Annotated in this window: 30 protein-coding genes and 1 other annotated feature; of the genes, 14 read left to right on the top strand and 16 right to left on the bottom strand. The window is 45.9% G+C overall.

Features of this window, described 5'->3' with window-relative positions:
• The first annotated feature begins 227 nt into the window (after nt 1-227).
• Together ACRRSY_RS13005 and ACRRSY_RS13000 are read left to right on the top strand one after the other, a co-directional pair.
• Nucleotides 228-707: a TonB-dependent receptor gene (locus tag ACRRSY_RS13005; protein WP_432463354.1), complete on the top strand. Its 480-nt coding sequence runs from the start codon at nt 228-230 to the stop codon at nt 705-707.
• A 380-nt stretch (nt 708-1,087) separates the two neighbouring features.
• Nucleotides 1,088-3,088, top strand: a complete 2,001-nt coding sequence (locus tag ACRRSY_RS13000; protein WP_432463353.1) for an oxidoreductase — start codon at nt 1,088-1,090, stop codon at nt 3,086-3,088.
• Nucleotides 3,089-3,150: 62 nt separating this feature from the next.
• Here ACRRSY_RS13000 and ACRRSY_RS12995 read toward each other — a convergent pair whose 3' ends face one another.
• The 4 genes from ACRRSY_RS12995 to ACRRSY_RS12980 form a co-directional block, all read right to left on the bottom strand.
• Nucleotides 3,151-3,735 (bottom strand): TetR/AcrR family transcriptional regulator, encoded by a 585-nt coding sequence (locus ACRRSY_RS12995; protein ID WP_432452791.1) that lies wholly within the window; start codon nt 3,733-3,735, stop codon nt 3,151-3,153.
• A 110-nt stretch (nt 3,736-3,845) separates the two neighbouring features.
• Nucleotides 3,846-4,391 (bottom strand): phosphodiesterase, encoded by a 546-nt coding sequence (yfcE, locus tag ACRRSY_RS12990; RefSeq protein ID WP_432463352.1) that lies wholly within the window; start codon nt 4,389-4,391, stop codon nt 3,846-3,848.
• Between the two features lie 155 nt (nt 4,392-4,546).
• On the bottom strand, nt 4,547-5,167 hold the full coding sequence (locus ACRRSY_RS12985; RefSeq protein ID WP_432463351.1) for a GDSL-type esterase/lipase family protein: 621 nt from the start codon (nt 5,165-5,167) through the stop codon (nt 4,547-4,549).
• A gap of 222 nt (nt 5,168-5,389) precedes the next feature.
• Nucleotides 5,390-5,731 carry a zinc ribbon domain-containing protein YjdM gene (locus ACRRSY_RS12980; RefSeq protein WP_432463350.1) on the bottom strand — a complete coding sequence of 114 codons (342 nt, stop codon included), beginning with the start codon at nt 5,729-5,731 and terminating at the stop codon, nt 5,390-5,392.
• A gap of 201 nt (nt 5,732-5,932) precedes the next feature.
• Between ACRRSY_RS12980 and ACRRSY_RS12975 the strand changes: the two genes are divergently transcribed.
• Nucleotides 5,933-6,157, top strand: coding sequence for a hypothetical protein (locus ACRRSY_RS12975; protein WP_432463349.1), 225 nt, complete (start codon nt 5,933-5,935; stop codon nt 6,155-6,157).
• Nucleotides 6,158-6,674: 517 nt separating this feature from the next.
• On the opposite strand, the gene hisIE is transcribed toward ACRRSY_RS12975, so the two are convergent.
• The 8 genes from hisIE to hisG are packed head-to-tail and all read right to left on the bottom strand — an operon-like array spanning nt 6,675 to nt 13,757.
• On the bottom strand, nt 6,675-7,292 hold the full coding sequence (hisIE, locus tag ACRRSY_RS12970) for a bifunctional phosphoribosyl-AMP cyclohydrolase/phosphoribosyl-ATP diphosphatase HisIE (RefSeq protein WP_432463348.1): 618 nt from the start codon (nt 7,290-7,292) through the stop codon (nt 6,675-6,677).
• Nucleotides 7,289-8,062: an imidazole glycerol phosphate synthase subunit HisF gene (gene hisF / locus ACRRSY_RS12965; protein WP_432452796.1), complete on the bottom strand. Its 774-nt coding sequence runs from the start codon at nt 8,060-8,062 to the stop codon at nt 7,289-7,291. The genes hisIE and hisF overlap by 4 nt, the downstream gene beginning before the upstream one ends.
• Nucleotides 8,052-8,804: a 1-(5-phosphoribosyl)-5-[(5-phosphoribosylamino)methylideneamino]imidazole-4-carboxamide isomerase gene (gene hisA / locus ACRRSY_RS12960; protein WP_432452797.1), complete on the bottom strand. Its 753-nt coding sequence runs from the start codon at nt 8,802-8,804 to the stop codon at nt 8,052-8,054. Before hisA ends, hisF begins: the two co-directional genes overlap by 11 nt.
• Nucleotide 8,805: 1 nt before the next feature.
• Nucleotides 8,806-9,414 (bottom strand): imidazole glycerol phosphate synthase subunit HisH, encoded by a 609-nt coding sequence (gene hisH / locus ACRRSY_RS12955; RefSeq protein WP_432459539.1) that lies wholly within the window; start codon nt 9,412-9,414, stop codon nt 8,806-8,808.
• A gap of 14 nt (nt 9,415-9,428) precedes the next feature.
• Nucleotides 9,429-10,457 carry a bifunctional histidinol-phosphatase/imidazoleglycerol-phosphate dehydratase HisB gene (gene hisB / locus ACRRSY_RS12950; RefSeq protein ID WP_432464720.1) on the bottom strand — a complete coding sequence of 343 codons (1,029 nt, stop codon included), beginning with the start codon at nt 10,455-10,457 and terminating at the stop codon, nt 9,429-9,431.
• A gap of 48 nt (nt 10,458-10,505) precedes the next feature.
• Nucleotides 10,506-11,564: a histidinol-phosphate transaminase gene (gene hisC / locus ACRRSY_RS12945; protein ID WP_432463347.1), complete on the bottom strand. Its 1,059-nt coding sequence runs from the start codon at nt 11,562-11,564 to the stop codon at nt 10,506-10,508.
• A 1-nt stretch (nt 11,565) separates the two neighbouring features.
• Complete coding sequence (hisD, locus tag ACRRSY_RS12940; RefSeq protein ID WP_432463346.1) at nt 11,566-12,852, bottom strand: histidinol dehydrogenase; 1,287 nt, start codon at nt 12,850-12,852, stop codon at nt 11,566-11,568.
• Nucleotides 12,853-12,857: 5 nt separating this feature from the next.
• Complete coding sequence (gene hisG, locus ACRRSY_RS12935; protein WP_432452801.1) at nt 12,858-13,757, bottom strand: ATP phosphoribosyltransferase; 900 nt, start codon at nt 13,755-13,757, stop codon at nt 12,858-12,860.
• A 21-nt stretch (nt 13,758-13,778) separates the two neighbouring features.
• Nucleotides 13,779-13,905: a sequence feature (His leader region), on the bottom strand.
• 188 nt (nt 13,906-14,093) lie between these two features.
• Here hisG and ACRRSY_RS12930 point away from each other — a divergent pair.
• The 7 genes from ACRRSY_RS12930 (at nt 14,094) to rnd (ending at nt 21,314) form a co-directional block, all read left to right on the top strand.
• Nucleotides 14,094-14,306 carry a hypothetical protein gene (locus ACRRSY_RS12930; RefSeq protein WP_432452802.1) on the top strand — a complete coding sequence of 71 codons (213 nt, stop codon included), beginning with the start codon at nt 14,094-14,096 and terminating at the stop codon, nt 14,304-14,306.
• Between the two features lie 242 nt (nt 14,307-14,548).
• On the top strand, nt 14,549-16,465 hold the full coding sequence (locus tag ACRRSY_RS12925) for an ATP-dependent DNA helicase (protein ID WP_432459535.1): 1,917 nt from the start codon (nt 14,549-14,551) through the stop codon (nt 16,463-16,465).
• Complete coding sequence (gene tsaB / locus ACRRSY_RS12920) at nt 16,462-17,151, top strand: tRNA (adenosine(37)-N6)-threonylcarbamoyltransferase complex dimerization subunit type 1 TsaB (RefSeq protein ID WP_432459534.1); 690 nt, start codon at nt 16,462-16,464, stop codon at nt 17,149-17,151. The genes ACRRSY_RS12925 and tsaB overlap by 4 nt, the downstream gene beginning before the upstream one ends.
• A gap of 17 nt (nt 17,152-17,168) precedes the next feature.
• Nucleotides 17,169-17,432 carry a hypothetical protein gene (locus ACRRSY_RS12915; protein ID WP_432452805.1) on the top strand — a complete coding sequence of 88 codons (264 nt, stop codon included), beginning with the start codon at nt 17,169-17,171 and terminating at the stop codon, nt 17,430-17,432.
• A gap of 20 nt (nt 17,433-17,452) precedes the next feature.
• Nucleotides 17,453-18,286, top strand: a complete 834-nt coding sequence (locus tag ACRRSY_RS12910; protein WP_432459533.1) for an alpha/beta fold hydrolase — start codon at nt 17,453-17,455, stop codon at nt 18,284-18,286.
• 195 nt (nt 18,287-18,481) lie between these two features.
• Complete coding sequence (gene fadD / locus ACRRSY_RS12905) at nt 18,482-20,143, top strand: long-chain-fatty-acid--CoA ligase FadD (protein ID WP_432459532.1); 1,662 nt, start codon at nt 18,482-18,484, stop codon at nt 20,141-20,143.
• Between the two features lie 49 nt (nt 20,144-20,192).
• Nucleotides 20,193-21,314, top strand: coding sequence for a ribonuclease D (gene rnd, locus ACRRSY_RS12900; RefSeq protein WP_432459531.1), 1,122 nt, complete (start codon nt 20,193-20,195; stop codon nt 21,312-21,314).
• Here rnd and minE read toward each other — a convergent pair.
• From minE to minC, 3 genes are read right to left on the bottom strand one after another with little or no spacing between them, the layout of a single operon-like run.
• On the bottom strand, nt 21,289-21,552 hold the full coding sequence (minE, locus tag ACRRSY_RS12895; protein ID WP_432452809.1) for a cell division topological specificity factor MinE: 264 nt from the start codon (nt 21,550-21,552) through the stop codon (nt 21,289-21,291). The two genes, rnd and minE, sit on opposite strands and share 26 nt — an antisense overlap.
• Before the next feature lie 2 nt (nt 21,553-21,554).
• Nucleotides 21,555-22,367 (bottom strand): septum site-determining protein MinD, encoded by an 813-nt coding sequence (gene minD, locus ACRRSY_RS12890; protein ID WP_432452810.1) that lies wholly within the window; start codon nt 22,365-22,367, stop codon nt 21,555-21,557.
• A gap of 30 nt (nt 22,368-22,397) precedes the next feature.
• Nucleotides 22,398-23,099, bottom strand: coding sequence for a septum site-determining protein MinC (minC, locus tag ACRRSY_RS12885; RefSeq protein ID WP_432459530.1), 702 nt, complete (start codon nt 23,097-23,099; stop codon nt 22,398-22,400).
• A 113-nt stretch (nt 23,100-23,212) separates the two neighbouring features.
• Here minC and ACRRSY_RS12880 point away from each other — a divergent pair, with 113 nt between their 5' ends.
• The 4 genes from ACRRSY_RS12880 to ACRRSY_RS12865 are packed head-to-tail and all read left to right on the top strand — an operon-like array spanning nt 23,213 to nt 25,589.
• Nucleotides 23,213-23,512, top strand: coding sequence for a YcgL domain-containing protein (locus tag ACRRSY_RS12880; protein ID WP_432459529.1), 300 nt, complete (start codon nt 23,213-23,215; stop codon nt 23,510-23,512).
• Complete coding sequence (locus ACRRSY_RS12875) at nt 23,509-24,474, top strand: lytic murein transglycosylase (protein ID WP_432452815.1); 966 nt, start codon at nt 23,509-23,511, stop codon at nt 24,472-24,474. The genes ACRRSY_RS12880 and ACRRSY_RS12875 overlap by 4 nt, the downstream gene beginning before the upstream one ends.
• Before the next feature lies 1 nt (nt 24,475).
• Nucleotides 24,476-25,141, top strand: a complete 666-nt coding sequence (locus tag ACRRSY_RS12870) for a fumarylacetoacetate hydrolase family protein (protein ID WP_432452816.1) — start codon at nt 24,476-24,478, stop codon at nt 25,139-25,141.
• Nucleotides 25,142-25,175: 34 nt separating this feature from the next.
• Nucleotides 25,176-25,589, top strand: coding sequence for a YcgN family cysteine cluster protein (locus tag ACRRSY_RS12865; protein WP_432469379.1), 414 nt, complete (start codon nt 25,176-25,178; stop codon nt 25,587-25,589).
• Nucleotides 25,590-25,705: 116 nt separating this feature from the next.
• On the opposite strand, the gene dsbB is transcribed toward ACRRSY_RS12865, so the two are convergent.
• Nucleotides 25,706-26,215, bottom strand: coding sequence for a disulfide bond formation protein DsbB (dsbB, locus tag ACRRSY_RS12860; RefSeq protein ID WP_432463345.1), 510 nt, complete (start codon nt 26,213-26,215; stop codon nt 25,706-25,708).
• Nucleotides 26,216-26,221 lie beyond the last annotated feature (6 nt).

Below are 26,221 nucleotides of genomic sequence, written 5' to 3'. Positions count from 1 at the left end.
TACTGTAAATGTATTTAGCGACTAGGTATAGGCTTGTGCCATTTTTGATGACTTTTTGATTTGACCGACTCACCGATTATCGGTTTATATATCGACATTTACATTTACACGGATGTTGTTGATGAAAGGTGTAAATATTGGCGTTTTCTTCTCAGAGCAGTATTTTAAATAAACTGGTTACAAGGGGTCTGGTATTGCTTGTTGTGCTGCCTAATACGATTCCAGCGATGGCTCAGTCTCAAGCGATTGAAGTCATAAACCAGCCCTGGTCGGCGGTTTATCTCGATTACTTGCAGGTTTCCGAACCGATGTTGGGGGTGACGCTGTCATTGAATCATTATGACCGAGCTTATCCCAATTGGGGCTACTACTTTGGGTATGCTAAGTCGAAACAACAATCATTGCTTGTGAGTGAACCAGCAGAGGCGCAGCAAGACTCAACAATGCTGAGGCTGGGCTTGAGTTATAGTCTAAGCCACGATTTTAGTATCTATGGCGGTGGAGCCATGCTGGAAAGAAGTATTCACTATACCAGTGGTATTACGCCGATGTGTCGCGATTGTCAGCCGACTTGGCAAACTGATATCGAAAAAAAATGGGGCGCAGAGTTAGGCTTGCGCTACGCGCCAAGCCGTCATTTGATTTTTAGCCTTGGCTACAACGCAATAAGTGAAGGCGGCGTATTTGGCATCGGTTATCGAGGATAGTAAGTCGAGCAATGTGTCCATGGGTTTAAGCGCGCTAGCGATGTGTTGAAAGAGGCTCACTGCGACTCTTATGCGACCGTTTGAGAGCGTTTTTTAAAGTTAAAATTGTATTTTTTGTTTGCCTAATCAGCAATGGATGTAGATTTTCAATGCGAGGGCATGGCTTCGTTCTAAGCTGCCCTTGCTCAAAACCAGCGATCAGTGTCGCTTTTCTTCTCTAATTTTTTGTAAACGCTTTTAGGCCGGTGATGGTTTATTGATCTATTCCAAACTTATTGCAGTTAATCAAAAAATAATGATTAAAAAACAAAGAACACATATATAGTGAACTTATTCGGTGAATGCGTTCACTTTTGTTTTTTAACTCGAGGAACTTTCTCATGAAAGAACATCACAAGATCCTGTTTGAACCCTTTAAAATTGGTAATTTAGAAATAAAAAATCGATTTGTTATGGCGCCGATGGGGCCGGGAGGCTTATGTAGCGCAGATGGTTCGTTTAATGAGAGAGGCGTTGAATATTACGTAGAACGGGCTCGTGGCGGTACTGGCTTGCTTATTACCGGTGTAACCATGGTTGAAAATGAAATAGAAAAATGCGCTTTACCTTCCATGCCTTGTCCCACCTTAAACCCGCTTAATTTTGTCAAAACCGCGAAGATGATGACTGAGCGGATCCATGCTTATGGGTCGAAAATATTTCTACAGTTATCGGCGGGTTTCGGTCGTGTGAGTATTCCATCGATCGTTGGAAATACGGCGGTAGGGCCATCACCCATTCCACATCGTTGGTTGCCCGAGGTAACGTGTCGGGAGTTAAGCATAGAAGAAATTCATCGCTATGTTGGTAAATTTGCTGAGTCGGCGGCAATAGCCAAAAAAGCCGGATTCGATGGTATTGAAATTCACGCGGTCCATGAAGGTTATCTACTCGATCAGTTCGCGATATCATTTTTTAACCAAAGGACTGATCAATACGGTGGTAGTTTGCAGAACCGACTTCGTTTTGCGATTGAAATTGTTCAAGCGATTAAGGCGGAGTGTGGGGCTGATTATCCGGTGTCACTGCGTTATAGCATCAAAAGTTTTATTAAGGATTGGTGTAAGGGCGGCTTACCCAATGAAGAATTTGTTGAAAAAGGTCGAGATATTCAAGAAGGGATCGAAGCGGCTAAAATTTTAGAAGCCGCTGGTTATGATGCCTTTAACGGAGATGTTGGCTCTTATGATTCTTGGTATTGGGCACATCCACCAATGTACCAAGAGAAGGGTTTATACCTGCCTTATAATCAAGTTTTGAAAGAAGTACTTCAGGTGCCGGTGATTACGGCAGGGCGAATGGAAAACCCTGATTTGGCAAGCCAAGCCATTCGTGAACGGCAAACTGATTTTATTGCCTTAGGGCGTCCTTTGCTAGCCGATTCAGAGATACCCAACAAAATTAGAGCCGATAAATTCAATAAGGTGCGCCCTTGTCTTTCTTGCCAAGAAGGATGTATGGGTCGATTGGCCAGCTATGCGGTTATCTCCTGCGCGGTAAATCCGGCCTGTGGCCGAGAGTTAGACTATGCGATCACGAACAGCGATCAGCAAAAAAGTGTGTTGGTGGTTGGCGGCGGCCCTGCGGGCTGCGAAGCGGCCCGGGTTTCAGCTCTTCGCGGCCATCGGGTTAAGCTTTACGAAAAAGCATCGCGTTTGGGCGGAAACTTAATTCCGGGCGGAGTACCAGATTTTAAAGAAGATGATCATGATTTGGCAAACTGGTATCAAGCTGAGCTGCAAGATCTCAAAGTAGATGTGCATTTAAATAGTCCATTAAGTAAGGCGATGATTATTGAACAAAATGCGGATGTTGTGATTTTTGCAACCGGTTCAACACCTAGAACATTTGCAATTGATGCTGCAACCAATGTGTATTCGGCTGAAGATGTATTACTTGGTCATCAAGATCCGGGGCAATCGACGCTGATTATTGGCGGCGGTCTAGTTGGTTGTGAGACGGCTTTATGGTTGGCCGATCAAGGGAAGCAGGTTTCATTGGTGGAAATGCAAGGCGATATACTCACCATTGGAGGGCCATTATGTCATGCGAATGAAGACATGTTACGGGACTTAGTGGCTTATAAGAATATCGAGTTACTGACCAATTGCGTGGTTTCGGGGGCTACTGAGCAAGGCTTTGTATTGAAGAATTCCGATGGTGAAGAAACTGTTCTGGCTGCGGATTCGGCGATTTTGGCGGTTGGTTATAATTCTCAACGTAATCTTTACGAGTCCTTGCGAAATGAGCTGCCGCAAAGCTACTTGCTGGGGGATGCAAAGCAGGTACAAAATATTATGTATGCGATCTGGGATGCTTATGAAGTAGCAAGGAATATATAGCGGCTATGTTACTTTTTGAGCCACCTTTATAAGCAAAATAAAGGTGGCCAATTTGTCGCATTTTAAGCAGCAATCGACTTTAATAAGCGCTGCATATAAATGTTCATTTCAGCTGATAAGTCCAGATGACCATCATGAAGGCACCAGTTGTAAATGAGTCCGCGTGCCGAAATGAAAAGATACTCTGTTAATCTTTCAGCGCTTGTCGTTTCGTCAATCTGATGGTTTTTTTGTCCTTGTTGGATGATCAAGGTCAGAAACTTTTGCATATTGCGGCCTTTCATAATGAAGAGCTTATTATTGCAGGTATAGAGTTGTTTTACGGTCTGTAAACCGACTTTCAGATGGTATTGAGCGTAGGTTTCAAAGTACTCAAGAATAGCCTCTTTGGTGGTGCTAGTCGTCTTCTGAACGGTATACTTTTCTTCGAAAAAATCATCCGCTTGATCATACATTTCGACAAAAATATCGGTCTTGGTGGCGAAATGCTTATAAAAGGAGCCTACCGAGACCCCTGCACTCGAACAAATATGACTGATGGTAATGTCTTCGATATTCGAGTCATTCATTAAAGCTAAGGCACTGTTATAGAGTTTTTTCTTGGTGATAAGGCTTTTTTGCTGTCTTGAGGTCAATTTTTTATCCATCTACTTCCCAATCTATTTGAACCAGTTATCAAGCCATTGATATGTGTCGCTCAGTGTAATACGAGCCCTTATGGATACAAGTGGTATTTTTTATTCTACGCCAAATTGCCCTAGCTCAAGCTGCAAGTGAGTAGGGGCTTGTTATCAATTAAGCTGCAAACTCGCAATAGCTGCTCGGTGATTAGTGCATAACTGGCCTGCCAATCTTGCCGTGGCATGGAAACAGAACCTGGGTTAAGCACAAAATGAGAGCCTTCTTGGCTCGCTTGTGGAATATGGCTATGGCCGCTTACGAGTAGGTCGCCTTCAGCCAAAGGCGGCAGCTTGTTTGGCCCGTACTGGTGGCCATGGCAAAGAAATACCTTACGCTTACCGAGTACTAACTGGTTATAGTCGGCTAACAAGGGGAAATCACACAAGGCTTGGTCGACCTCGCTGTCACAATTACCTCGTACTGCAATAATACGTTCCGCAATTTTGTTTAAATCTGCTGCTACCGCCAAAGGCGCATAGTGTTCGGGGAGCGGATTACGCGGTCCGTGATTGAGTACATCCCCCAAACAGATAAAATGCGAAGCGCCACTGCGCTCAAAAGCGGCTAGGGTGAGCTGTAAAGCTTGATGGTCGCCATGAATATCGGAACATACAAATAGCATAAATCTTCCTTTCAACCTAAACCCCAATAATATCGTGTTTAGGAAAACAAAATAAAGGCCTTGCTTGGCCATAAAACGTCTATGATTTTAGCGCAAATGAGTCTGTTCGGCAGCCATTGACTTATGCTGTTCTGCAAAGTGGTATGAGGCAGCTACTATATCAATTGCCGCAGTTTGGCGGCCACAGCACTTGCCAGCACTCGATGCTCAGCGCCGTTCAGGTGAACCCCATCTTGAGGATCAACCATTACCAGTTTTCCTACATCTAAGAATCCACACTCAAGTGATTTTGCTACGACTTGATAATGCTTTGCTAGCTGCTTGGACTTTTCACTCGCTCCCCGAAAGTACTTCGCAAAATTACCGTTGTTATTGACCGTGGGCGGCGCTAGCACGAATACATGTGGAGCAGCAATCTGCAGGCTTAGGCAATGCGTTCGTAATTCAACAATCATACGCTGCAGATTTGCGGCAACTTGCTCAGCACTTAGCTCAAAGGCTGGGTATAGGTCATTGGTGCCTAGCATCACCACCAGCCACTGTGGTTGTTGCTGAGAGACTTTTTCTAACAGCGCTTCAATCCCGCGCTGTAAGCCAAATTCAGTGGCATTTCGGTAGCTGGTGCGGCCGGGCTGACCTTCCTCAATTACCTGGAAATGGTCACCGAGTAAGTTGCCTAATACACCCGGCCAGCGTGCGTGAAGGGGAAGGCGTTGACCATTCTTAGGTGAGTAGCCCCAAGTATTGGAGTCGCCGAAGCAAAGGACTTTAATCATTATAATTTTACCAAGCTAATTTTTTACCGTGATGTATAAACCATCTTGCGTGGTTGCTGCATCGGCTAGACAAGGTCTCATCGGCGGAAACTTGGTGATTACTCTAGCCATATGAGCTTGCTAGCATATTGATCTAAATCGACTTTTTGGCATTATGCCGGATAGTTCAGAGATAAAAAAACCTGCTTATGCAGGTTTTTTTAACGTTGGTGATTCAATTTCTTAGCTTTGTTTTCGCACGAACTTTGACTTCAGCATCATGCTGCCGTGGCCATCTACTTTACAGTCGATGTCGTGGTCTGCATCCACAAAGCGCTTAATCACCGCTTTGGTGCCTACTTTTAATACTAAAGAAGAGCCTTTCACTTTTAGATCTTTAATCAAGGTCACTTTGTCGTCTTCAGCCAATAGGTTACCTACCGCGTCTTTTAATACAATGGCATCAGGGTCCACTGTTACTTCGTTTGGGTTCCACTCATGCGCGCACTCTGGGCAAATAAGTAGTGAACCATCTTGGTAAACATAGGCTGATTCACATTTAGGGCAAGGAGGGATATCGCTCATGGTAAGTTCTCTTTAGTCTTCAATTTAGGGTGGCTTTTTGAAACAGTTATACCTAAGCCAAAGTTGGCTTTAGGCGACTAGTAGCCGTATTTTGTGGGGCTATTATAGGGAAAATTGCGTCAGTCAGCTAGTTAAACAGGCCAACCAAGGTGTAGTCGTTAATGTCTGATCTGTCATATCCCTTTGAGTATTCCAATTACAATGGCTAAGTTGTCTAATTTTGTTGCGGTTAAAAATGGGATTATTACCATAGCAGCAGGCTTAACTGTAACATCATCATTATTGGAGATTGCGATGTTCGCTACACCTGTTGGCTGGGTAGTGGCTATTGGTATTGGCTTAACCGTGGGTTACTTTGCAGCAGTTACCGGAGATGTGATAGGACGGTCACTAGCAACGGAAGCGTATGACTTGGTATTAGCTTAATCACCTCATAGAATAAACAATCATGATTAATTTAAATTCTCTCGCCTCGATAGCAATGTTCTTTATTTTTAAACTGGGAGATAGCGACGAGAGTCTTTAGAAAAATGAGTGTTCGCTATTTGGACCATAAGCTCGTGCAGCAAGGCTGCGGACCAGCAACACGGGATAAAGCTTACGGTGCTCGCATTATCACTTACGCTATAGTGATTGTAAATAAAGAGCTAAAAGCACCCCTTAGTTGATGAGCGCTTAAGCGCCATGCGCGCAGCAAAGATATAAAATTAACATGGTATTACAATTTTTCATCTCTGGTTTTGTATCTTTCAGCGGCAATTTATTATTTCATCGTTATTAATCAATTGTGGTTCTGGATATAGCCTACTAAGTAATTGTTATCGCTATTTTTTAGAAGATTAAATATTGAGTATTTAACTCGTAAAGTCTGATTTGATGAGCAATCAAGTGAAACAAAAAAGCCTCTTTAATAGAGGCTTTTTAAGGTTAAGCCATAAAAAAGTTACTTATGCCTAGCCTGCAAACAAGCCACGACTTCATCAAAACCGACTTCTTGTTTTTCTAGCAATACCAGCAAGTGATAGAGTAAATCAGAGCTTTCGTTGATCAGTTCTTCGCGGTCGTTGGCCATGGCCGCTAGCGCCACTTCTACGCCTTCTTCACCGACTTTTTGGCAAATCCGTTTGGTGCCGCGAGCAAATAGGCTCGCGGTGTAGCTTTGTTCTGGGTCGGCTAACTTCCGTTCGGCCAATACCGCTTGCAGTTGGGCAATAAAGGTAAGCTTCGGCTCGCTGTGGCCGTCAAAACAGCTTTGGGTTCCTTTGTGACAGGTGGGGCCAATCGGCTCTACTGCCACCAGTAGGGTGTCTTGATCACAGTCTAGGCTGATGCTTTTTAGCTGAAGCACATTACCCGAGGTTTCCCCCTTGGTCCACAGTCGCTGTTTGGTGCGACTATAGAAGGTGACCTGTTTGCTTTCAAGGGTTTTTGCTAGCGCATCTGAATTCATATAGCCGAGCATCAAAACTTGACCACTGTGGTCGTTTTGTACCACGGCAGGGATCAAGCCTTCAACTTTGTCCCAATCGATTTGTTGGTTTAACTGTTCAAATTGGCTCATAGTCGAATTGCCACCTGTTGTTGTTTGAGATATTGCTTGAGTTCGCCAATATCAATAATGCTTTTATGAAATACGCTGGCGGCGAGTGCGCCATCGACGTCGGAAATTTTAAAGGCGTCTTTAAAATGCTGCATTTCGCCGGCTCCGCCAGAGGCGATTAAGGGCACATGACAAATCTCACGCACTCGGCTGAGTTGTTCTAAATCGTAACCTTGGCGCACCCCATCCTGGTTCATGACATTGAGTACAATTTCGCCAGCGCCACGAGCTTGCACTTCTTTCACCCAATCAAAGGTGTTCCAGGTGGTGGTCACGGTGCGTTTTTCATCGCCAGTAAATTGTTTCACTTGGTATTGTTGGGTTTCTTCGCAGTAGTAAGAATCGATACCGACCACGATGCACTGCACGCCAAATTTGTCGGCCAGTTTAGTAATTAAACTTGGATCGGCTAAAGCAGGGGAGTTAATCGAGATCTTGTCGGCACCGTTTTGCAAGGTGCGGTTAGCGTCTTCGATGGTTTTAATACCGCCGGCGACACAAAAGGGAATGTCGATCACTTCGGCAACACGGCTGACCCAGCTTTTATCCACCACTCGCTGATCAGAACTGGCGGTAATATCGTAAAACACCAGTTCGTCGGCGCCTTCTTCAGCGTAACGTTTCGCCAGTGGCACGATGTCGCCAATAATTTCGTGGTTTCGAAATTTCACGCCTTTAACCACCATGCCGTCTTTGACGTCTAGGCAGGGAATTATTCGTTTAGCGAGCATTATTGCCTCCTTGCTGCCAACAAGCGATGGCTTGTTTTACGGTAAACTTGCCTTCTAACAGCGCTCGGCCAACAATCACCCCAGCGACACCAGTGTCGGTTAAGGCTGCTATGTCATCTAAGTTGCCAATGCCACCAGAACTTTGCCACTGAATATCTGGATACTGAGCACATAACTCGCGGTATAAACTGACGTTTGAACCCTCGAGAGTGCCGTCTTTAGAAATGTCGGTACATAAGACGTGTTTCAGGCCCACCGGGGCGTAAATTGCCACTAACTCTTCAATGGTCACGCCGCTATCTTCTTGCCAGCCCGATACCGCGACCACTTTGTTGCCCTGCGCGTCGATGTTAATGTCTAGTGCTAGCACAATGTGCTCGGCGCCGTATTTTTCCATCCACTGCGCCACAACTTGTGGCTGTTTAACGGCAGTGGAGCCGATCACCACTCGTTCTGCGCCCGCATCGAGTAAGTCTTTTACGTCTTGCTCACTGCGTACACCGCCACCAATTTGAATTTTAGCGGGGGTATTTTTAAGCAGCTGAGCGATTACGTCGAGTTGGCGAGCGCTGGTATCTTTAGCACCATCTAAGTCGACTAGGTGTAACCAATCAGCGCCTTGGCTGTGGTAGTCCGAAAACTGGGCTTGCGGGTCATCCCCATAAATGGTTTTTTGCGCGTAATCTCCTTGGAACAAACGCACAATCTTTCCGTCGATGAGATCTAAAGCAGGAATGATCATGTTACATCTCCAAGAAGTTTTTAATTAATTGCGCACCAGCCTGACCGCTGCGCTCTGGGTGAAACTGCACACCGTAAAAGTTGTCTTTGTTTACTGCAGCAGTAAAGGCGTTACCATAATCGCACTGGGCAATGGTGGCATCGTTAACGGGCAAGGCGTAGCTGTGTACAAAGTAGAAGTAACTGCCGGCTTCAATGTCTTTAAACAGCGGATGACCAGCTTTAGGCTGAATTTGGTTCCACCCCATGTGTGGCAAGCGTTGGCCTGCGTTAGGCTTCATTAAGCTTACGGTGCCGGGTACCAGGCCTAAACAGGGAACGGGTTCCAGCGCTTCTTTCGCACCGCCTTCAATGGAGAATTCGGCCAGCATTTGCATACCTAAACAAATCCCTAGAAGTGGCTTTTTCACTTGTTTGACTAAGTCAATCAGCTCTCGATCGGCTAAGTTTTTCATGGCTTCGGTGGCGGTACCTACACCGGGTAGAAACAGCTTGTCTGCGGCAAGAATCACCTGAGGGTCACGGCTGACCGTGACCGGAAATCCCAGGCGTTCTACGGCAAACTTTACCGATGAAAGGTTGGCACATCCGGTATCAATAATTACATTCATTGTTGTTCCTTAACCTATAAGGTGCCTTTGCTACTTGGCAATGCATCGCCAGATTTAACAATGGCCTGGCCTAGCGCCCGCCCAAATACTTTAAACAGCGCTTCAACCATGTGATGGGTATTTTTCCCGGTGGTTTCCAGATGCAGAGTACAGGCCATCGCATCACTCAGTGAGCGGAAAAAATGCGGCACCATCTCGGTAGCAAAGTCACCAATCGCGGCACGTGGAAAATCGGCTTTAAATTCCAAATGCGCTCGTCCACTTAAATCTAAGGCGCATTGGGCTAAACACTCATCCATGGGCAACACAAAACCAAAACGGCCAATCCCCCGCTTGTCGCCTAAGGCGACTTTTAAAGCCTGGCCCAGTGCGATTGCGGTGTCTTCTACGCTGTGATGATCATCGATGTGATAATCGCCGATGACCTTACAATTGAGCTGGAAGCCGGCGTGGGTGGCGATTTGATCGAGCATGTGGTCGAAGAAACCAAGGCCGGTATCAATTTGGCTGCCACCGGCATTGTCTAAGTCGACGGCAATGCTAATTTGGGTTTCTTTGGTATTGCGCTCAACGCTGGCTTTACGGCCCCGTTGGGTGAGCTGCTTTTCAATGGTGGGCCAGTTTAAGCCGTCCCGTTGATATTGCAGACCTTCCAGTCCCATATTTTCGGCCAGCTGCATATCGGTATGGCGGTCGCCAATCACGTAGGAGTTGGCAAAATCAATCACGCCGCTTTTCAGGTAGTCTTTGACCAAGCCGAGTTTGGGTTTGCGACAGCTACAGTTATCGGCGTCAAAGTGCGGACAAACCAGTACTGCATCAAATTGGATCCCCTGCGACTCGAAAATGTCCATCATGTAGTTTTGCGCGAGGTGAAAATCAGCTTCTGGAAAGCTGTCGGTGCCTAGGCCATCCTGATTGGTCACCATGACCAAGCGATAGCCGTTGGCTTGTAACTTGAGTAATACCGGGATCACTTGAGGCTCCAGTTTTACTTTCTCTACGCTATCAACCTGCTTGTCGGTGATGGGTTCGTCGATCATGGTGCCATCGCGGTCGATGAATAAGATTTTTTGTTTTACCTGGCTCACTTAGCTTCGCTCCAATCCTTGAATCGCTTTCAGTGTAATTGACACTTCTTGCTGGTTACCAATACTCATTCGAATACAATTGTCTAAACGCGGTTTGTTGGCAAAGTCTCGCAGTACAATGCCTTGCTCGCCCAGTGCTTTAAAGATGCGGGCAGAGTCGTCAAAACGGATCAAAATGTAGTTGCCAGTGGCAGGGAAAATTTGTTTTACAATCTTCAGTCTGCTTAATTCATCCACGGCTTGACTGCGGATCGTGTTCAAGGATGCTACTCGCTCGCGCATGATTTTTAGCCCATCGGTAGTCAGGGCTTTGGCTGCAATTTCGGCCACTGGGCGGGCAATAGGATAGGGTGCAATCACCTTACTCATCACTTCAATCACTTCTGCATTGGCGAGGGTAAATCCACAACGCAGACCAGCCAAGGCAAAGGCTTTTGACAAGGTACGGGTAATCACTAAGTTGTCGAAGTCGGTCAGTAAACCCTGCACACTTTGTTCTGTGCAAAACTCAATGTAGGCTTCATCAACCACCACCAGTGCTTTATCGCGTTGTGCCTCTAACACCTTACTGAGTTTGGCGTGGTCTAACATAGAACCGGTCGGATTATTGGGGGCACATAGAAAGATGATTTTGCTGTCTATTGCTGCCAAAGCGCTATAGTCAGGGTTAAAATCACTATCTAATTCGACGGTTTTTACTTCAACCCCGATGGTTTCGGCACTCACTGAATACATGCCATAGGTTGGGCTACAAATGACTACGCTGTCTTGGTTTGGCTCACAAAAGGCCCGGATCAGCACTTCAATGGCTTCATCGGCACCGCGACTGGCCAACACTTGTGATGGCGAAACCCCGGCATAAGCGGCATAGCCGTTAATCAGCGCTGCTGGTTGAAACTCTGGGTAACGATTGAGCTGGTCACCGTCGTAGTTAAAATCACTTACCTCTGGGCTTTCGTTGGCGTTGAGCCAGACTTCACCGCTGCCACCAATGCGACGTGCACTTTGATAGGGAACCAGCGCTTGGATTTTCTTACGGGCTAATAATGAGACTGACATATTATTGCTCCTCACCTAAACGGATAGTTACGGCGCGGCGGTGGGCATCGAGCCCCTCAGCGTCGGCAATCGGTACGACAGCGGCGCTTAAGTCTTTTAAGCCTTGTTGAGTTAATTCTTGAACAGTGAAGCGCTTCATAAAATCTAAGGTACCTAAGCTTGAATAAGTCCGGGTATAACCGTAGGTTGGCAAGGTGTGATTGGTGCCACTGGCATAGTCACCCACCGATTCTGGCGTCCACTCACCCAAGAAGATGCTGCCGGCATTTTCTAACTGGGGTAATAGCTGGCGAGCTTGCTCGGTCTGTACAATCAGGTGCTCGGGGCCATAAAGATTATTCACTTGAACCGCTTGTTGTAAATCGTCGACCACAATCGCAGTGCTGTGCGATAAGGCTTGATCGGCAATATTAGTTCGACTGAGCAAGCTAAGTTGACGTGTTAACTCTTGATTCACTGCTGCGGCTTGCGCCTCAGAGGTGGTCACCAAAATCACTTGCGAATCGGGCCCGTGCTCTGCTTGTGACAGTAAGTCGGCGGCAACAAAAGCGGGGTTCGCTTGTTCGTCAGCAATCACCAACACTTCCGAGGGGCCAGCGGGCATGTCGATGGCGGCGCCGGCGTGGTCGGTATTTACTTGTTGCTTGGCTTGAGTCACAAAGGCATTGCCGGGGCCAAAAATTTTGTCGACCTTAGCCACGCTCTCGGTGCCATAGGCCATCGCGGCAATCGCTTGTGCGCCGCCAGCTGAATAGATTTCGTCAACACCACACAGTTTGGCGGTGTATAGAATTTCTGGTGCAATCGGCGGCGGTGAGCAGAGCACTACCTTTTTACAACCAGCTATTTGGGCTGGAATGGCCAACATTAATACCGTAGAGGGCAGTGGCGCGGTGCCGCCCGGAACATACAAACCGACTTGAGCAATGGCGGCGTAGTGCATTTCGCAGCGCACCCCTGCTTGGGTTTCCAGACTAAAGCCTTGCGGCTTTTGTGCTTGGTGAAATACTTCGATATTGGCCTTCGCTTGGGCGACGGCGCTTTTAAACTCTGTACTTAAATTATCTCCAGCAGCATCGATTTGCTGCTGGCTCACACGAACTTGCGACAGCGTGGTCTTGTCAAACTTAGCGGCAAGCGCAATTAACGCTTGGTCACCTTGGCGACGCACAGTATTGATCACGTCGCTGACAATCGCGGCAGTATCTTGCGAGCTATTGACCGCTGGCCGCGATAAGACTTGTTGCTGTTGTTCGGTAGTTAAGCGATTCCAAATGACCGTTTGCATGGCTTTTATCTCAACATTTTCTCGATTGGCATGACTAAAATAGAGCTCGCTCCTAAGGCTTTTAACTTCTCCATGGTTTCCCAGAATAAATTCTCGGTACTGACCACATGGAGTGCCACCTTCTCTTCATCGCCGGCTAAGGCTAATACGGTGGGATGCTCGCTGCCTGGCAGTAGGTCAACGATTTGCTCGAGATGGGTCTTCGGTGCATGCAACATGATGTATTTGCTTTCTTTGGCTTCCATGGTGCCTTGCATGCGCAGTAATAGCTTGTCTAATAGTGTTTGGTGTTCGTCACTGAGTTTGTTTTTAGACTTAATTAGTACGGCTTGAGAACGGTAAATCACTTCGACTTCTTTTAAGCCATTGGCTTCAAGAGTGGCACCAGTTGAGACTAAGTCACAGATGGCATCGGCGAGTCCTGCACGAGTGGCTACTTCAACAGAGCCGGCTAACATACAAGTTGAGAAGGGGACGCCTTGTTGGTCTAAGTAGCGTTTTAAGATCCCAGGGTAGCTGGTAGCGATGCGTTTATTGGCCAGGCATTGTGGGCCAGTGTAGTCAAATTCTTCAGCCACTGCGATGGAGAAACGGCAATCGCCAAAGTCTAAACGTTTTAATACTTCGCAGTCGGTAGGCTCATCTTTAGCACTACGTAGCATGGTTTCTTCTTCAAGTACGTTTTCCCCCACGATGCCAAAATCGACCACGCCATCCATGACTAAGCCCGGAATATCGTCATCACGAACCCGTAACAAGTCGACGGGCATGTTTTCAGAGTGGGCAATCAGGCGTTGTTGACGAAGGTTGATCTTCATCCCGCAGCTTCTTAATAGTGCCTGAGAATCATCGCTTAAGCGTCCGGATTTTTGGATGGCGATGCGTAGTCGTTTTTGCTCTGTCATGTTTATGTCCCTAATTATAAAACTAAAAAACCCCCGGGAGGATTACCTTCCGGGGGTTTACAATATTTTATATTCTACCACCGGAAGCTATTCATAAGCTCCCAGCAGATAACCGCCTGAAGCTTACTCTGGATGATGGTGGTGGTGATGCTTCATTTGGTTAAAAATCATGTTACGTTCCTGTCAACGTTAGTTTGCCTTTGTGGCAAATTCTGCCCATAAAGTTACCAAGCTAGCGCTAAATTGCAACCTTTTTTCCGCAGTTTTTGCTAAACAGTTCAAGTTGTGCAAAAAATAGCCGATAATTAGGTGGAGAGCGTCTATAGGAGAACGATCGTGAGCCAAGATGCGATTTTACCCATTTTGCCAAGGCCGCTGGCGAAGCCTGATGGCCAAAAGCCACCATTGCGTACCACGAAGGTGGAAAAGAAAAGCAAGTTATCGGCCCATAACGACATCCAAGTTCGGCCTAAATCCCAAGCCGTGCCAAGTCAGCATAAGAAAAAACCTGACGAGGATGAACAGCATGATATTGATCTGTTTGTTTAGAGACGGCTTAGCTACGAGTGTGATTTTTATTCAGCTCAATTCGACTTACGGCGACCTAGCGTATACGGTTTTATTGGATATTGCTTGCGGCCATGCTCTGTTATCGCGGTGTAAACGTTAAGGGATTTGGGCAGTAAAATGAGTCCGAAGCTGTCTCCTTGACTAACATTTTTGTCTCAAGGTTTGGTCTAGGGTTTGTGGGCTGGTATAGTTGCGGCGACTATTGCCTACCGGAATTTAGATTGAAACAGCACTACTTTACCAACGACGGACTGCTCTCTCAAGCCATCCCAGGGTTTTCACCTCGTCCCCAACAGCAGCAAATGGCTGAATCTGTTTCTGCAACGATTAAGCAACGCACCAGTCTGTTGGTTGAAGCGGGGACCGGCACTGGTAAAACCTACGCTTATTTAGTTCCGGCGATGGACAGCGGCAAAAAAATAGTCATCAGCACCGGAAGCAAAGCCTTACAAGACCAGCTGTTTAATAAAGACTTACCAAAAATGCAAAAGGCTTTGGCTTACGCTAAATCGGTGGCTTTATTAAAAGGACGTTCCAATTACTTGTGCATTGAACGGCTAAATAGCTTTTCGCACTACAGTAGCGGTCAAGATCGCCAAACCTTGGCCGAGTTAGTGAAAATTAAGCGCTGGGCGCAGGGCAGTGAATCTGGAGATATTGGTGATTTAGGTCCGGTTGCTGAGCGCTCCGATGTATTTCCTCTGATTACCAGCAGCAATGATAATTGTCTTGGCCGTGATTGCCCATCTTATAAAGACTGTTATTTAGTGAAGGCACGAAACCGAGCGCTAGAAGCAGATTTAGTGGTGGTGAATCATCATTTGTTTTTTGCCGATATGGTGGTAAAAGAAACCGGATTTGGTGAATTGATCCCTGAAGCCGATGCCTTTATCTTCGATGAAGCACATCAGCTGCCTGATATTGCAGCCAGCTATTTTGGTCAGCATTTTTCCAGTCGGCAGATCTTAGATTTATGCAAAGACATCGAGCTGAGCTATAAAACCGAATTGCGTGACATGGCGCAGTTGTCCAAAGCGGCTAAGAAGTTGGAACAACGCATTCGAGAGTGCCGACTAGCCTTCGAAGGCTTGCGTGATAGAGGCGAGTGGCGTCCATTGGCTAAACAAAGCCGCTTTGCTGAAATGATGCGTCATTTGCATGAAGACATGGATTTTGTTTATCAAGTGTTAAAGTTAGCGCTGTCTCGTTGTGAGCTTGCGGATAGTTGCTTTGAGCGTTTAGCGAGAATGCGTTTGTTATTTGAGAAGGTGATGGACGTCGATAAAACGGGCTATAGCTATTGGTACGAAACGTCTCGCTTACATTTTACCTTAAACATTACCCCGCTCAATATTGCTGAACGTTTTATGAATGAAGTTAAACAACGCGAAGCGGCCTGGATCTTTACCTCTGCAACGCTTGCAGTTGATGGTAACTTTGAGCATTTTCAAACTCAAATGGGCTTGAGCGATGCAGAGAGTATGTTATTGGATAGCCCCTTTGATTATCAGAAGCAGGCCTTATTATGTGTGCCTCGTTATCTTCCCGAAACCAAACAACATAATTCAGAACAGCTCATGTTAGATCAATTAGCCCCAGTGATAGAAGCTAATCAAGGTCGATGTTTCTTCTTGTGTACCAGTCATCGGATGATCCAAAAGGTTGCGACGGAGCTACGTCAGCGTACCGAATTATTGGTATTGGTGCAGGGCGAGGCTGGTAAACAAGAGTTGCTTAGCCAATTTGTCACCGATGGCCACGCGGTGTTGGTTGCCACTAGCACTTTCTGGGAAGGGGTTGACGTTCCAGGGAAGGCACTGTCTTGTGTCATTATCGATAAACTACCGTTTGCAGCTCCCGATGATCCCCTATTGAAAGCGAAAAGTGAGGATTGTCGTTTACGTGGCGGAGATCCTTTTCGTCAGGTATATTTGCCGCAAGCCGTGATAAGCCTTAAGCAAGGCGTGGGGCGATTGATACGTACCCAAGCGGATCATGGCGTGGTGATTATCTGCGATAATCGCTTGGTAAACCGTGATTATGGTGCCTTGTTTATTAGCAGCCTACCGGCTATGCCCCGAACCAGAGAACTGTCAAAAGTTTTAGAATTTGTAAAAAATAACGCTGAGGAAACATGACAGCAAATATACTCGCTTTAGATACATCGACTGAAAATTGTTCCGTCGCCTTGCAATGGCAGGGACAAATTTATAGTCAGCAAGAATACAGCCCTCGAGATCACACACAAAAGATTTTGCCTTTTGTCGAGCAAATATTAGCAGCGGCTGGCGCGAGCCTGAAACAGCTTGATGCTATTGCCTTTGGTCGTGGTCCAGGCAGTTTTACGGGAGTACGAATTGGTGTCGCTACGGCGCAGGGCTTAGCCTTTGGTGCCGATAAGCCGATGATCGCGGTCTCCACTTTACAGGCGATGGCGCAAGCCGCTTATCAGCAACATCTGTCTCAAACTTGTTATGCTGCTATTGATGCGCGTATGGGGGAAATTTATTGGGGCCAATACCAACTCAGCGATGGTTTAATGGTGTTAGCAGGAGAAGAGCAGGTGATTAAGCCTGAGTTGATGACGTCGAGCGATACACCGGGAGCCGCTGTCGGAACTGGCTGGCAAACTTATCAAACTTTATTATCGGGTCAATTTTCTGGCGCGGAGCGACTCGATTCAATACTTTACCCTTCGGCACGAGATATGCTTGTATATGCGCAGTGGGCATTTGCCAATCGCTGCCTTGTGAGTGCAGAGAAAGCCGAACCGGTTTATCTTCGCGATAAAGTCACTTGGCAGAAGCTTCCCGGTAGAGTTTAAACAAAAGGACGATGAGCGTGAAAATACAGGGCCTTGGCCAGCCCATACCGCAGCAATCGAAAACTCAGCAACGAGTCGCGGGCACCGAACTCAGTGTGGCAACGAAAGCCACTAAAGGCGTGGTACCTTGGGCGGGAATGGATGAACAAAGCGTTGAAAAACTACGTTATGAGCATGCTCAAGGCAGTGCTGATCACGCTGTGTCTCATTATCAGGATGTCGCGAATCAACTCAAACGTCAGCAAGTGAATGAGATGTTTGGCATCGATTTGTTCGCTTAGCCTAGTACATACTCGTCAGCATGTTGATTGAATCACAGTTACCAATAAGCCAACTTTGTTACCTTGAGCAAACCGCAGATAGCCCATTTTGCTTGGTGATGCTTCATGGCTGGATGGACAATGCCGCCAGTTTTATTCCTCTGCTCCAGTCGCTCCCTGATTATCATTGTATTGCTCTTGATTTCCCCGGCCATGGTCACTCACCACATCGCCAAGGTCACTATCATTTTGTTGACTATGTGGATGATCTATTTAGCGCTTTAAGCGAATTGAATTTAAACAAGCCTATTATCTTGGTGGGCCATTCTTTAGGTGCTTTGGTGGCGAGTACTTATGCTGCCGCTTTTGGGGAAGGTTTACTGGCACTGATTGCGATAGACGGGTTGGGGCCTTTGAGTTTGCCGATCTCAAATACGACGACTCATCTGGCAGACGCTATTCGTCAACGCCATCGATCGATGTCGGTCAGGGGGTTTACGGACTTAAATCAGGCGATTAGATTGCGGGCAAGAAGCAATGGTTTGAGTCGGGAAAATAGTCGGCTGTTAGTTACCAGAGCCACCAAGCAGAGCCAGGGTTTATGGTATTGGCGACATGATCCCAAGCTGAAATTGAGCTCTCCCCTGCGCTTTAGTGAGTCGCAAGCAAAACAAATTTGTCAGTCAATTCAACGACCCTGTTTGTTGATTGCGGCACAAGAACATCCTTTGCTGAGCGCCGAATTTATCCGTCAGCGACAAACTTGGTTTAGCCAATTATCTATAGTTGAATTGGTCGGCGGCCATCATTTACATATGCAAAACTCTGCGGCTTGCGCAGCATTGATGACCAACTATATTCAAACGATTGTTTGAACTGCTTCACTGTTTTCGATCTAAATTCATTTCCATATTGTTAAAATATTGTTATTCCAAGGTTGCCGTGAAACAATCGTTTGAAATTTGGCGCGTCGACTCTAATTGGCTCGTTGAGTCAGTGCATTATTAAATTCACAATAAGCCAAATTGGTAAATTATAATTAATGGAATATAAATGTTTAGGAGAGCTGCGTGGATAAGGTTTGGTTAAATCGATACCCCAAGGATGTGCCTGCAGAAATAGACTCTTCGCGTTATCAAACGCTGCTCGATGCATTTGAAGAGGGTGTCACTAGGCATGCCGATAGAGTTGCGTTTATTAATATGGGGCAGGTGCTTACCTATCGCAAGCTAGAGCAGCAATCTCGTGCTTTCGCCGCCTATTTGCAACAAGAGTTACAACTTAAACAGGGTGATCGGGTGGCCCTGATGATGCCGAATTTGTTGCAGTATCCCATTTGTTTATTCGGAGCGTTACGTGCGGGTTTGGTGGTGGTGAATGTCAACCCCCTGTATACGCCGCGTGAGCTGAAACATCAGCTCAATGATAGTGGTGCAAAAGCGATTGTGATTGTGTCTAATTTTGCCCACATCCTCGAAGAAATTGTCGATGAAACTGGCGTTGAACACGTTATTCTGAGTCGTTTAGGTGACCAGCTTTCGGCAACGAAACGAACGTTAGTTAATTTTGTGATTAAGTACGTTAAAAAAATGGTACCCAAGTATCATTTGCCGCATGCGCAATCTTTGCGCTATGTATTAGCGAAAGGTGAGCATCTGCAGTATGTTCGACCGGAGCTTTCTGCTGATGATTTAGCCTTCTTACAATATACAGGGGGCACAACAGGAGTCGCCAAAGGGGCAATGCTTTCGCATTGCAATATGGTCTCAAACTTGTTGCAGGCTTTGGCTATTGTTGGCCCTTGTCTGCGAGAAGGAAAGGAAGTGGTGGTAACAGCTTTGCCGCTATACCATATCTTTGCGTTAACCGCTAACTGTATGGTTTTTTTCGCGCTGGGTTGTCAAAATCTTTTGATTACTAATCCACGAGATATCCCTACCTTTGTGAAGGAACTGGCAAAAGTGCCGTTCACCGCAATTACAGGAGTGAATACTTTATTCAATGCTTTATTGAATGATCCCAACTTTGCTCAGTTGGATTTTTCTCGGCTCAGATTATCTTTAGGCGGTGGGATGTCGGTACAGCGTGCAGTGGCTGAACGTTGGCAAAATGTCACTGGTTCTCGTCTTATAGAAGGTTATGGATTAACAGAGTGTGCGCCGTTGGTGACGGTTTGTCCTTACGATTTAGAGGCTTATAACGGCAGTATTGGTTTACCTGCGCCATCTACCGATATTAAGTTGGTGAATGATGCGGGAGAAGAAGTTGCCGAAGGAGAGTCTGGGGAGATTTTAGTGAAGGGCCCGCAGGTAATGGGAGGCTATTGGCAGCGCCCAGAGGCGACCGCAGAGGCCATGCCCGGAGGCTGGTTTGCCACCGGCGATATTGCGACCATCGATCAACAGGGTTTTTTACATATTGTGGATCGGAAAAAAGATATGATTTTAGTTTCAGGATTTAATGTTTTCCCGAACGAAATTGAAGCAGTGATTGCTGGCAATCAGAAAGTTCTCGAAGTGGCTGCGGTGGGCGTACCAAACGAGGTGTGTGGCGAAGTCGTGAAGGTTTTCATTGTTAAGAAAGATGATTCACTAACCGAAAAACAAGTGTTGTCTCATTGTCGAGAGTTGTTAACGGGCTACAAAGTTCCTAAGTTAATTGAGTTTCGTGACGAATTACCGAAAACAAATGTCGGTAAGATCTTACGTCGAGCCTTGCGTGCCGAGGCATAAACCGTAAAATGAAGGCTAATTAGATGTTTTCCCTTAGGACGCCGCAATTTTGGCAGACGCAAACTTTGAAATGATCGATACAGAGGCGCAACTTGCGCCTCTGTTAGCTTATTTAAATCAACAGCCCCCTCTGACACTGGCCCTCGATACTGAATTTGTTCGAACTAGGACCTACTACGCACATTTGGGTTTACTACAGATTTATGATGGTGTGACTTGTTATCTCATCGACCCGCTTAGTTTAGATATGCAGCCCTTATGGCAGGCGCTAGCCAAGCATCATTGGGTTTTGCATGCCTTTAGTGAAGATTTAGAGATCATTCAGCGGCTTAGTGGCCAGTTTGGACTGTCGGTGTTTGATACTCAGGTGGGGGCGGCGTTCCTCGGTCATGGGATCAGCTTAGGCTATCAGCGGTTTATTGATACCGAGTTAGGCATTCAATTGGATAAAGGAGAGTCGCGCACCGATTGGCTTGCGCGGCCGTTGCGAGCCTCTCAATTAGATTATGCGGCTTTAGACGTTATTTATTTATTGCCAGCGTACCTTAAGATTAAGCAACAGCTGGAACAACTGGATCGTTATGACGCGGCTTTAGAGGAAAGTGCTCGCTTAGCTGCCCAAAAACAACAAGCGAATAAATCGGAAGATGCTTATAAAGAGATCAAGAATGCTTGGAAGTTGAATCCTCAACAACTTGCAGTACTTAAAGTTTTGAGTGATTGGAGAATGAAACAAGCGATGAGTCGCGATTTAGCCATTAATAACGTGGTGCATGGCGATAATTTATGGGCTTTAGCCCGTTATCAGCCAAGCAATATGGAACAATTACAACAACTTAATTTACCTGCACAAGAGTTGCGGATCCATGGACATCGTTTATTGAAGTTAGTGCATCAAGCAAAGCAGCTTACGGCCAGTGATTATCCTCAAGCGATCAAGCGTATTGTTGACTATCCAGATTACAAGCAAAAGATCCAAGCACTGAAATTGGTTGTGACCAAAGTGGCAGAGGAGTCAGGTTTGCCTGAGGATGTATTGGCCAGCAAAAAAGTATTAAATCAGTATCTAGCTTGGTTATGGAAGATGCAACCGTCAGCAACAAAGTTACCTTTGTTGCTGACGGGATGGCGCCAACCGCTATTTGCTAGTCACGTTGCTCAGGAAGCGTGATGTTAAGCTCTAATACGCTGATGTCATCGCTCTTATTATCAAGACTGACTTGGACCTGATCGGACTCGATGGCCACGTATTTTTTTATCACTTCGATGATATCTTGTTTCATCGCTGGCAAGTAATCGGGGCCACTGCGTTGGCCACGTTCATGGGCGACAATGATTTGCAGTCGTTCTTTGGCGGTTTGCGCCGTTTTAGACTGTTTTGAGGTTCGAAAGTAGTCTAAAAGAGACATTGTTATCCTCCAAATAAACGGCTAAATAAGCCTTTCTTCTGTTCTTCTAGGAAACGAAAGTCGACAGTTTCGCCAATTAGTCTGGCCACTGCATCTGAGTAGGCGAGACCTGCGTCACTTTGGGTATCAAGGATCACTGGCTCACCAGAGTTTGATGCCTTGAGAACCGCAGGCGATTCGGGTATGACTCCCAATAAGGGGATCGCCAATATGTCTTGCACATCTTCAACACTAAGCATGTCACCTCGATTCACGCGTTCTGGATGGTAGCGGGTGAGTAGCAAATGTTCTTTCACTGGCTCTTTACCTTGTTCTGCACGTTGTGATTTACTAGCAAGCATGCCAAGGATCCGATCGGAATCGCGTACCGATGAAACTTCTGGATTGGTGGTGACAATCGCTTCATCAGCAAAGTACAGAGCCATAATCGCCCCAGTTTCGATCCCTGCAGGGGAATCACAGACTATGTAATCAAAATCTTGGGTGGCTAAATCTTCTAATACCTTCTGAACGCCTTCTTTAGTGAGCGCGTCTTTATCACGAGTCTGCGATGCTGGTAAAATAAATAGATTTTCGGTGCGTTTATCTTTAATCAATGATTGACTGAGGTTCGCTTCGCCTTTGATCACGTTCACGAAGTCGTATACGACTCGTCGTTCACATCCCATAATAAGATCAAGATTACGTAAACCGATGTCGAAATCGATGATTACAGTTTTAAAACCTTTGATGGCGAGACCTGTTCCAATTGCGGCGCTGGAAGTTGTTTTCCCAACGCCACCCTTCCCGGAGGTCACGACGATAATTTTAGCCATTATCTTTCCTTTATAAATTGCTTAATTCAGCTAAGCCAAATTATTAAATACGATTTGCTGATTTTCTATTTGAATGCACTGGGGCAAGTTCGCGTGCTCTCCAATTTGTTCATGCAGCATATAAGTGCCTGCAATAGAAATTAGTTCAGCTTGTAAATTTTGACAGAATATTTTGCTATCTTTTCGACCACTGGCGCCAGCGATGGCTCTTCCACGGAGAGCGCCATAAATATGAATGTTGCCATCGGCAATTACTTCTGCGCCATTACCCACTGAGCCAATAATAACTAAATCTGTGTTTTGTGCGTAAATTTGTTGCCCTGAGCGGATTTGACCTCGGACGACTTTGCAAGGGGGCGTTGGAGCTTGGGTGACGATTTCAGCAGGTGGTTCCTGCTTCGGCTCTGGTTTCGCCGCAACTTGCTGTCCACCGCTAGTCATCACAGCTAAACCTGCGGCTCGAGCTGCAATTTTTTGCTCGTTATGACTACAGCCAGTGACGCCAACTAAGACAAAATCTTGAGTTTCAACAACTTCTTTCAACTGTAAGAAGTCAAAATTTGTTTCGACTTCACTCACATTGACAACGATAGGCGCACAATTAAAAAACTGAGGGGCCTGTGCGACCTTCTCCATCAGCTTATTATTTAACGACTCTAAATCATTTTTTCCGAGGTAAACAACAGAAAGGGTGAAGTTTGTCCCTTTAAATTCTATTTCCTGTCCGGACATGAACAGCAGATTCCTTTTTACATTTGTATTGTAGCGATGACGCCACACTAAATATTCTGATATAGTCAGGGTTTTAGCATAACCCGATCAACCCCTAGGATACTAACATTTTCATGTTCTGTGCAGTCTATAAAAGTCTCAAAAAACAGCAAACTTATCTTTATATTGAGAAGAAGGACGATTTTTCTAAAGTTCCCGATTCATTGGTGGCTTTAATGGGGGCTAAAGAGTTAGTCATGTTGGTTCCCAAACGACCCACTAAGGACTTTTCCTGCGTGAGTATTGAGTCGCTAGAGCTGGCTTTTAAAGAACCGGGTTACTATTTACAACTTCCCCCGCCTCCTGAGAATTATCTTAAGCAGCACTTAGCTGCACAAGCCAAGGCCAAGTTATCCAAGAAGGAAAGTGAGTGAAAAAATTTTTAGCAAGTTTGTTATTCTCTGTGGCCTTTTCTGCTCAGGCTGACCCTGGCTTCGACGCTTATGTTGAACAATTGAAAATAGATGCGGCTGAAAGGGGGATCTCTCAAGCAACCATTGAGGCGGCGTTTGATGGCGTTAAGTTTTACCCGCGTGCAGTGAAGGCCGATAAGCAACAACCCGAGTTTAAGTTAACCTTAGACACTTATTTGCCTAGAGCAATACCGAGTTGGAAGGTACAACAAGCGAGAGCCCTCTACAAAAAGCATTACCCTTTGCTCAAACAGTTGGAAAAAAAGTATGCGGTTCAGCCGCGCTTTATAGTGGCTTTGTGGGGGGTAGAGTCTAATTTTGGTAAGTTTACTGGTAACTATAATGTGGTTTCGGCTTTAGCCACTATGTCCTATGAAGGTCGCCGTGAAGCTTTCTTTAAAAAAGAATTGATGCATGCTTTGGACATTTTGCAGCAAGGGCACATCAGCGCTGCGAAGATGAAAGGTTCTTGGGCAGGAGCAATGGGCCAGGTGCAATTTATGCCGAGTTCATTTGTACACTATGCGCAAGACTTCGATGGCGATGGTCATAAGGATATTTGGAATAATACTGCCGATGCCTTAGCTTCCGCAGCAAATTATTTAGCTCAAAGTGGTTGGCATCATGATTTAACTTGGGGACGTCAGGTACAGTTACCGAAAGGCTTTGATTCTAAATATAGTGGCCTCGCGACCAAAAAGAGTTTGAGTGAATGGCAGGCTTTAGGGGTACGCCGTTATGATGGCGCCGATCTACCGATACGAGACATCCAAGCGTCAATTGTTCAGCCAGATGATGCCCACGGCCGAGCTTATTTGGCTTACGCTAATTATGAAGTACTGATGAAGTGGAATCGCTCACACTATTTCGTGGCGGCTGTCGGTACTTTAGCCGATCGTATTTCTTATCCTCCGGTGTTTTAATATGTATCAACATATAGATGAACAAGGACGAGTTTTGCCCCTGGCGGCGAATAAAGCCGTTTGTGTCGGGCAAAACTACTTGGCTCACATGCGAGAAATGGGTGGCCAGCCGGTGAAACAAGCGCTGTTTTTTATTAAGCCAAATAGTGCCTTTGTCAACTTAACCGAGCACTTAGTCATTGCTGGCCTAAGTGGTGCTGTGCACTATGAGCTAGAGCTGGCATTGTTAATTAGTAAACCATTAAAGAATGCTAAACCAGAGCAGCTTGATGCCGCGGTTTGGGGTTATGCTGCAGCGTTAGATCTAACCTTGCGTGACCAGCAGGCCGAGTTGAAAAAGCAAGGGCATCCGTGGGAGCGGGCAAAAGCGTTTGATGGCAGTTGTGTACTTAGCTACTTTAAGCCAATAAATGGTTTAAATGAGTTAGCAGACGTGGCTTTGAGCTTTGAGCAGAATGGTCAGGTTAAGCAGCAAGGTTCAACCGGACAAATGATCCGTGACATGTCTAGTTTACTTTGCGAAGCCTCTAGTTGTTTTACCTTACAACCAGGTGACGTTTTGTTAACCGGCACGCCTGCTGGTGTTGGGCCATTAAATCAGGCTGATAATTTAGTGATAAAGGTGGCGGGAATTTCTGCCACAACAGAGGTTGTTTTAAGTGAGTGATGTTCGGTTTTGGGAAACAAAAACGTTGGCGCAGATGTCTGCCCAAGAGTGGGAGTCTTTGTGTGATGGCTGTGGTAAATGTTGTTTATCTAAATTAATTGATGAAGACACCGATGAGTTATATTTTACTAATATTGCTTGTGTCTTATTAAATAGTAAAAGTTGCCAATGTAGCGATTATCAGCATCGTTTTGCCAAGGTTCCTGATTGTGTGAAAATCACTCTCGATGATATCGAGGTGTTTCACTGGTTGCCCCCTAGCTGCGCTTACAAACGTTTGATCGAAGGTAAGAGTTTGCCTGCTTGGCATCCTCTTCTTCATGCAGGTAAGCATTCTGAAATGCATAAACGCGGTGCTTCGGTACGTGGCAAGGTGGTATGTGAGACCCAATTAAACGGCCCTTCACAAAACTATATTGTTCGTTGGCCAATTGACGAATGTGAATAATGATTGGTTTTTATTGTGAAAAAAGCCGATTGCTTAAGTTATCGGCTTTTTTGAATTGAACTAATAGTGACATCGTTTGGAGCCCGTCTATGCGGGTTTAGTTGGTTTTCTGATGGTTATTTTTTCCGCCATTGTAGGACAAAAAACACAATACCCAAGGCGAGGAAACCAGCAAAGATAGCAATTAGCCACTGGGGCATCGACCAGCCTAAAAACATCCAAGCGATCTCATCACAGTATCCGGTTGGATTAAACATCCAAGGGAACCACTGATCTAATTTAAACCAATCAGGGAAATTGGCAAAAAAGTCACAGGTGGCAAATGGACTCGGATTCATTTGGTAATCAGTGTGAGTGAGTGCCAATTGTAAGCCCCAAGCGGCACTGGCGATCCAAAGTGCAAATCCGGTCAGGCGGAACAATAAATAATTGGGAGCGATACAGGTAAATAAGCCTGCTAGAGTTAAACCAAGCATTGCTACTCGCTCATAAACACACATTACGCAGGGATCTAACTTCATAACGTGTTGAAAATAGAGGGCGCAAAACTCTAGTGATAAGCCGCCAATAAAAAGCAATAACCAAGGCCCGCGTTGATAGGGCATTTGGTTTAGAAAGCTGAACATAAACAA

The organism is Agarivorans sp. QJM3NY_33 (assembly GCF_050870865.2).
Classification (GTDB): domain Bacteria; phylum Pseudomonadota; class Gammaproteobacteria; order Enterobacterales; family Celerinatantimonadaceae; genus Agarivorans.
The sequence above is the reverse complement of the archived record's forward strand: the minus strand, read 5'-3'. Positions and strand labels throughout refer to the sequence as shown.

Excerpts from the sequence above, each read along its gene's own strand:
- ACRRSY_RS12865 (WP_432469379.1), top strand. The coding sequence starts at position 25,176 with ATGTCTGCCCAAGAGTGGGAGTCTTTGTGTGATGGCTGTGGTAAATGT.
- minC (WP_432459530.1), bottom strand. The coding sequence starts at position 23,099 with ATGTCCGGACAGGAAATAGAATTTAAAGGGACAAACTTCACCCTTTCT.
- hisB (WP_432464720.1), bottom strand. The coding sequence starts at position 10,457 with ATGATCGACGAACCCATCACCGACAAGCAGGTTGATAGCGTAGAGAAA.
- minD (WP_432452810.1), bottom strand. The coding sequence starts at position 22,367 with ATGGCTAAAATTATCGTCGTGACCTCCGGGAAGGGTGGCGTTGGGAAA.
- hisC (WP_432463347.1), bottom strand. The coding sequence starts at position 11,564 with ATGTCAGTCTCATTATTAGCCCGTAAGAAAATCCAAGCGCTGGTTCCC.
- hisA (WP_432452797.1), bottom strand. The coding sequence starts at position 8,804 with ATGATCATTCCTGCTTTAGATCTCATCGACGGAAAGATTGTGCGTTTG.
- hisH (WP_432459539.1), bottom strand. The coding sequence starts at position 9,414 with ATGAATGTAATTATTGATACCGGATGTGCCAACCTTTCATCGGTAAAG.
- ACRRSY_RS12980 (WP_432463350.1), bottom strand. The coding sequence starts at position 5,731 with ATGAGCGATATCCCTCCTTGCCCTAAATGTGAATCAGCCTATGTTTAC.
- tsaB (WP_432459534.1), top strand. The coding sequence starts at position 16,462 with ATGACAGCAAATATACTCGCTTTAGATACATCGACTGAAAATTGTTCC.
- hisG (WP_432452801.1), bottom strand. The coding sequence starts at position 13,757 with ATGACAGAGCAAAAACGACTACGCATCGCCATCCAAAAATCCGGACGC.
- ACRRSY_RS13000 (WP_432463353.1), top strand. The coding sequence starts at position 1,088 with ATGAAAGAACATCACAAGATCCTGTTTGAACCCTTTAAAATTGGTAAT.
- hisIE (WP_432463348.1), bottom strand. The coding sequence starts at position 7,292 with ATGAGCCAATTTGAACAGTTAAACCAACAAATCGATTGGGACAAAGTT.
- hisF (WP_432452796.1), bottom strand. The coding sequence starts at position 8,062 with ATGCTCGCTAAACGAATAATTCCCTGCCTAGACGTCAAAGACGGCATG.
- minE (WP_432452809.1), bottom strand. The coding sequence starts at position 21,552 with ATGTCTCTTTTAGACTACTTTCGAACCTCAAAACAGTCTAAAACGGCG.
- ACRRSY_RS12975 (WP_432463349.1), top strand. The coding sequence starts at position 5,933 with ATGGCTAAGTTGTCTAATTTTGTTGCGGTTAAAAATGGGATTATTACC.
- ACRRSY_RS12995 (WP_432452791.1), bottom strand. The coding sequence starts at position 3,735 with ATGGATAAAAAATTGACCTCAAGACAGCAAAAAAGCCTTATCACCAAG.
- ACRRSY_RS13005 (WP_432463354.1), top strand. The coding sequence starts at position 228 with ATGGCTCAGTCTCAAGCGATTGAAGTCATAAACCAGCCCTGGTCGGCG.
- ACRRSY_RS12985 (WP_432463351.1), bottom strand. The coding sequence starts at position 5,167 with ATGATTAAAGTCCTTTGCTTCGGCGACTCCAATACTTGGGGCTACTCA.
- yfcE (WP_432463352.1), bottom strand. The coding sequence starts at position 4,391 with ATGCTATTTGTATGTTCCGATATTCATGGCGACCATCAAGCTTTACAG.
- dsbB (WP_432463345.1), bottom strand. The coding sequence starts at position 26,215 with ATGTTCAGCTTTCTAAACCAAATGCCCTATCAACGCGGGCCTTGGTTA.
- ACRRSY_RS12870 (WP_432452816.1), top strand. The coding sequence starts at position 24,476 with ATGTATCAACATATAGATGAACAAGGACGAGTTTTGCCCCTGGCGGCG.
- ACRRSY_RS12880 (WP_432459529.1), top strand. The coding sequence starts at position 23,213 with ATGTTCTGTGCAGTCTATAAAAGTCTCAAAAAACAGCAAACTTATCTT.
- ACRRSY_RS12910 (WP_432459533.1), top strand. The coding sequence starts at position 17,453 with ATGTTGATTGAATCACAGTTACCAATAAGCCAACTTTGTTACCTTGAG.
- hisD (WP_432463346.1), bottom strand. The coding sequence starts at position 12,852 with ATGCAAACGGTCATTTGGAATCGCTTAACTACCGAACAACAGCAACAA.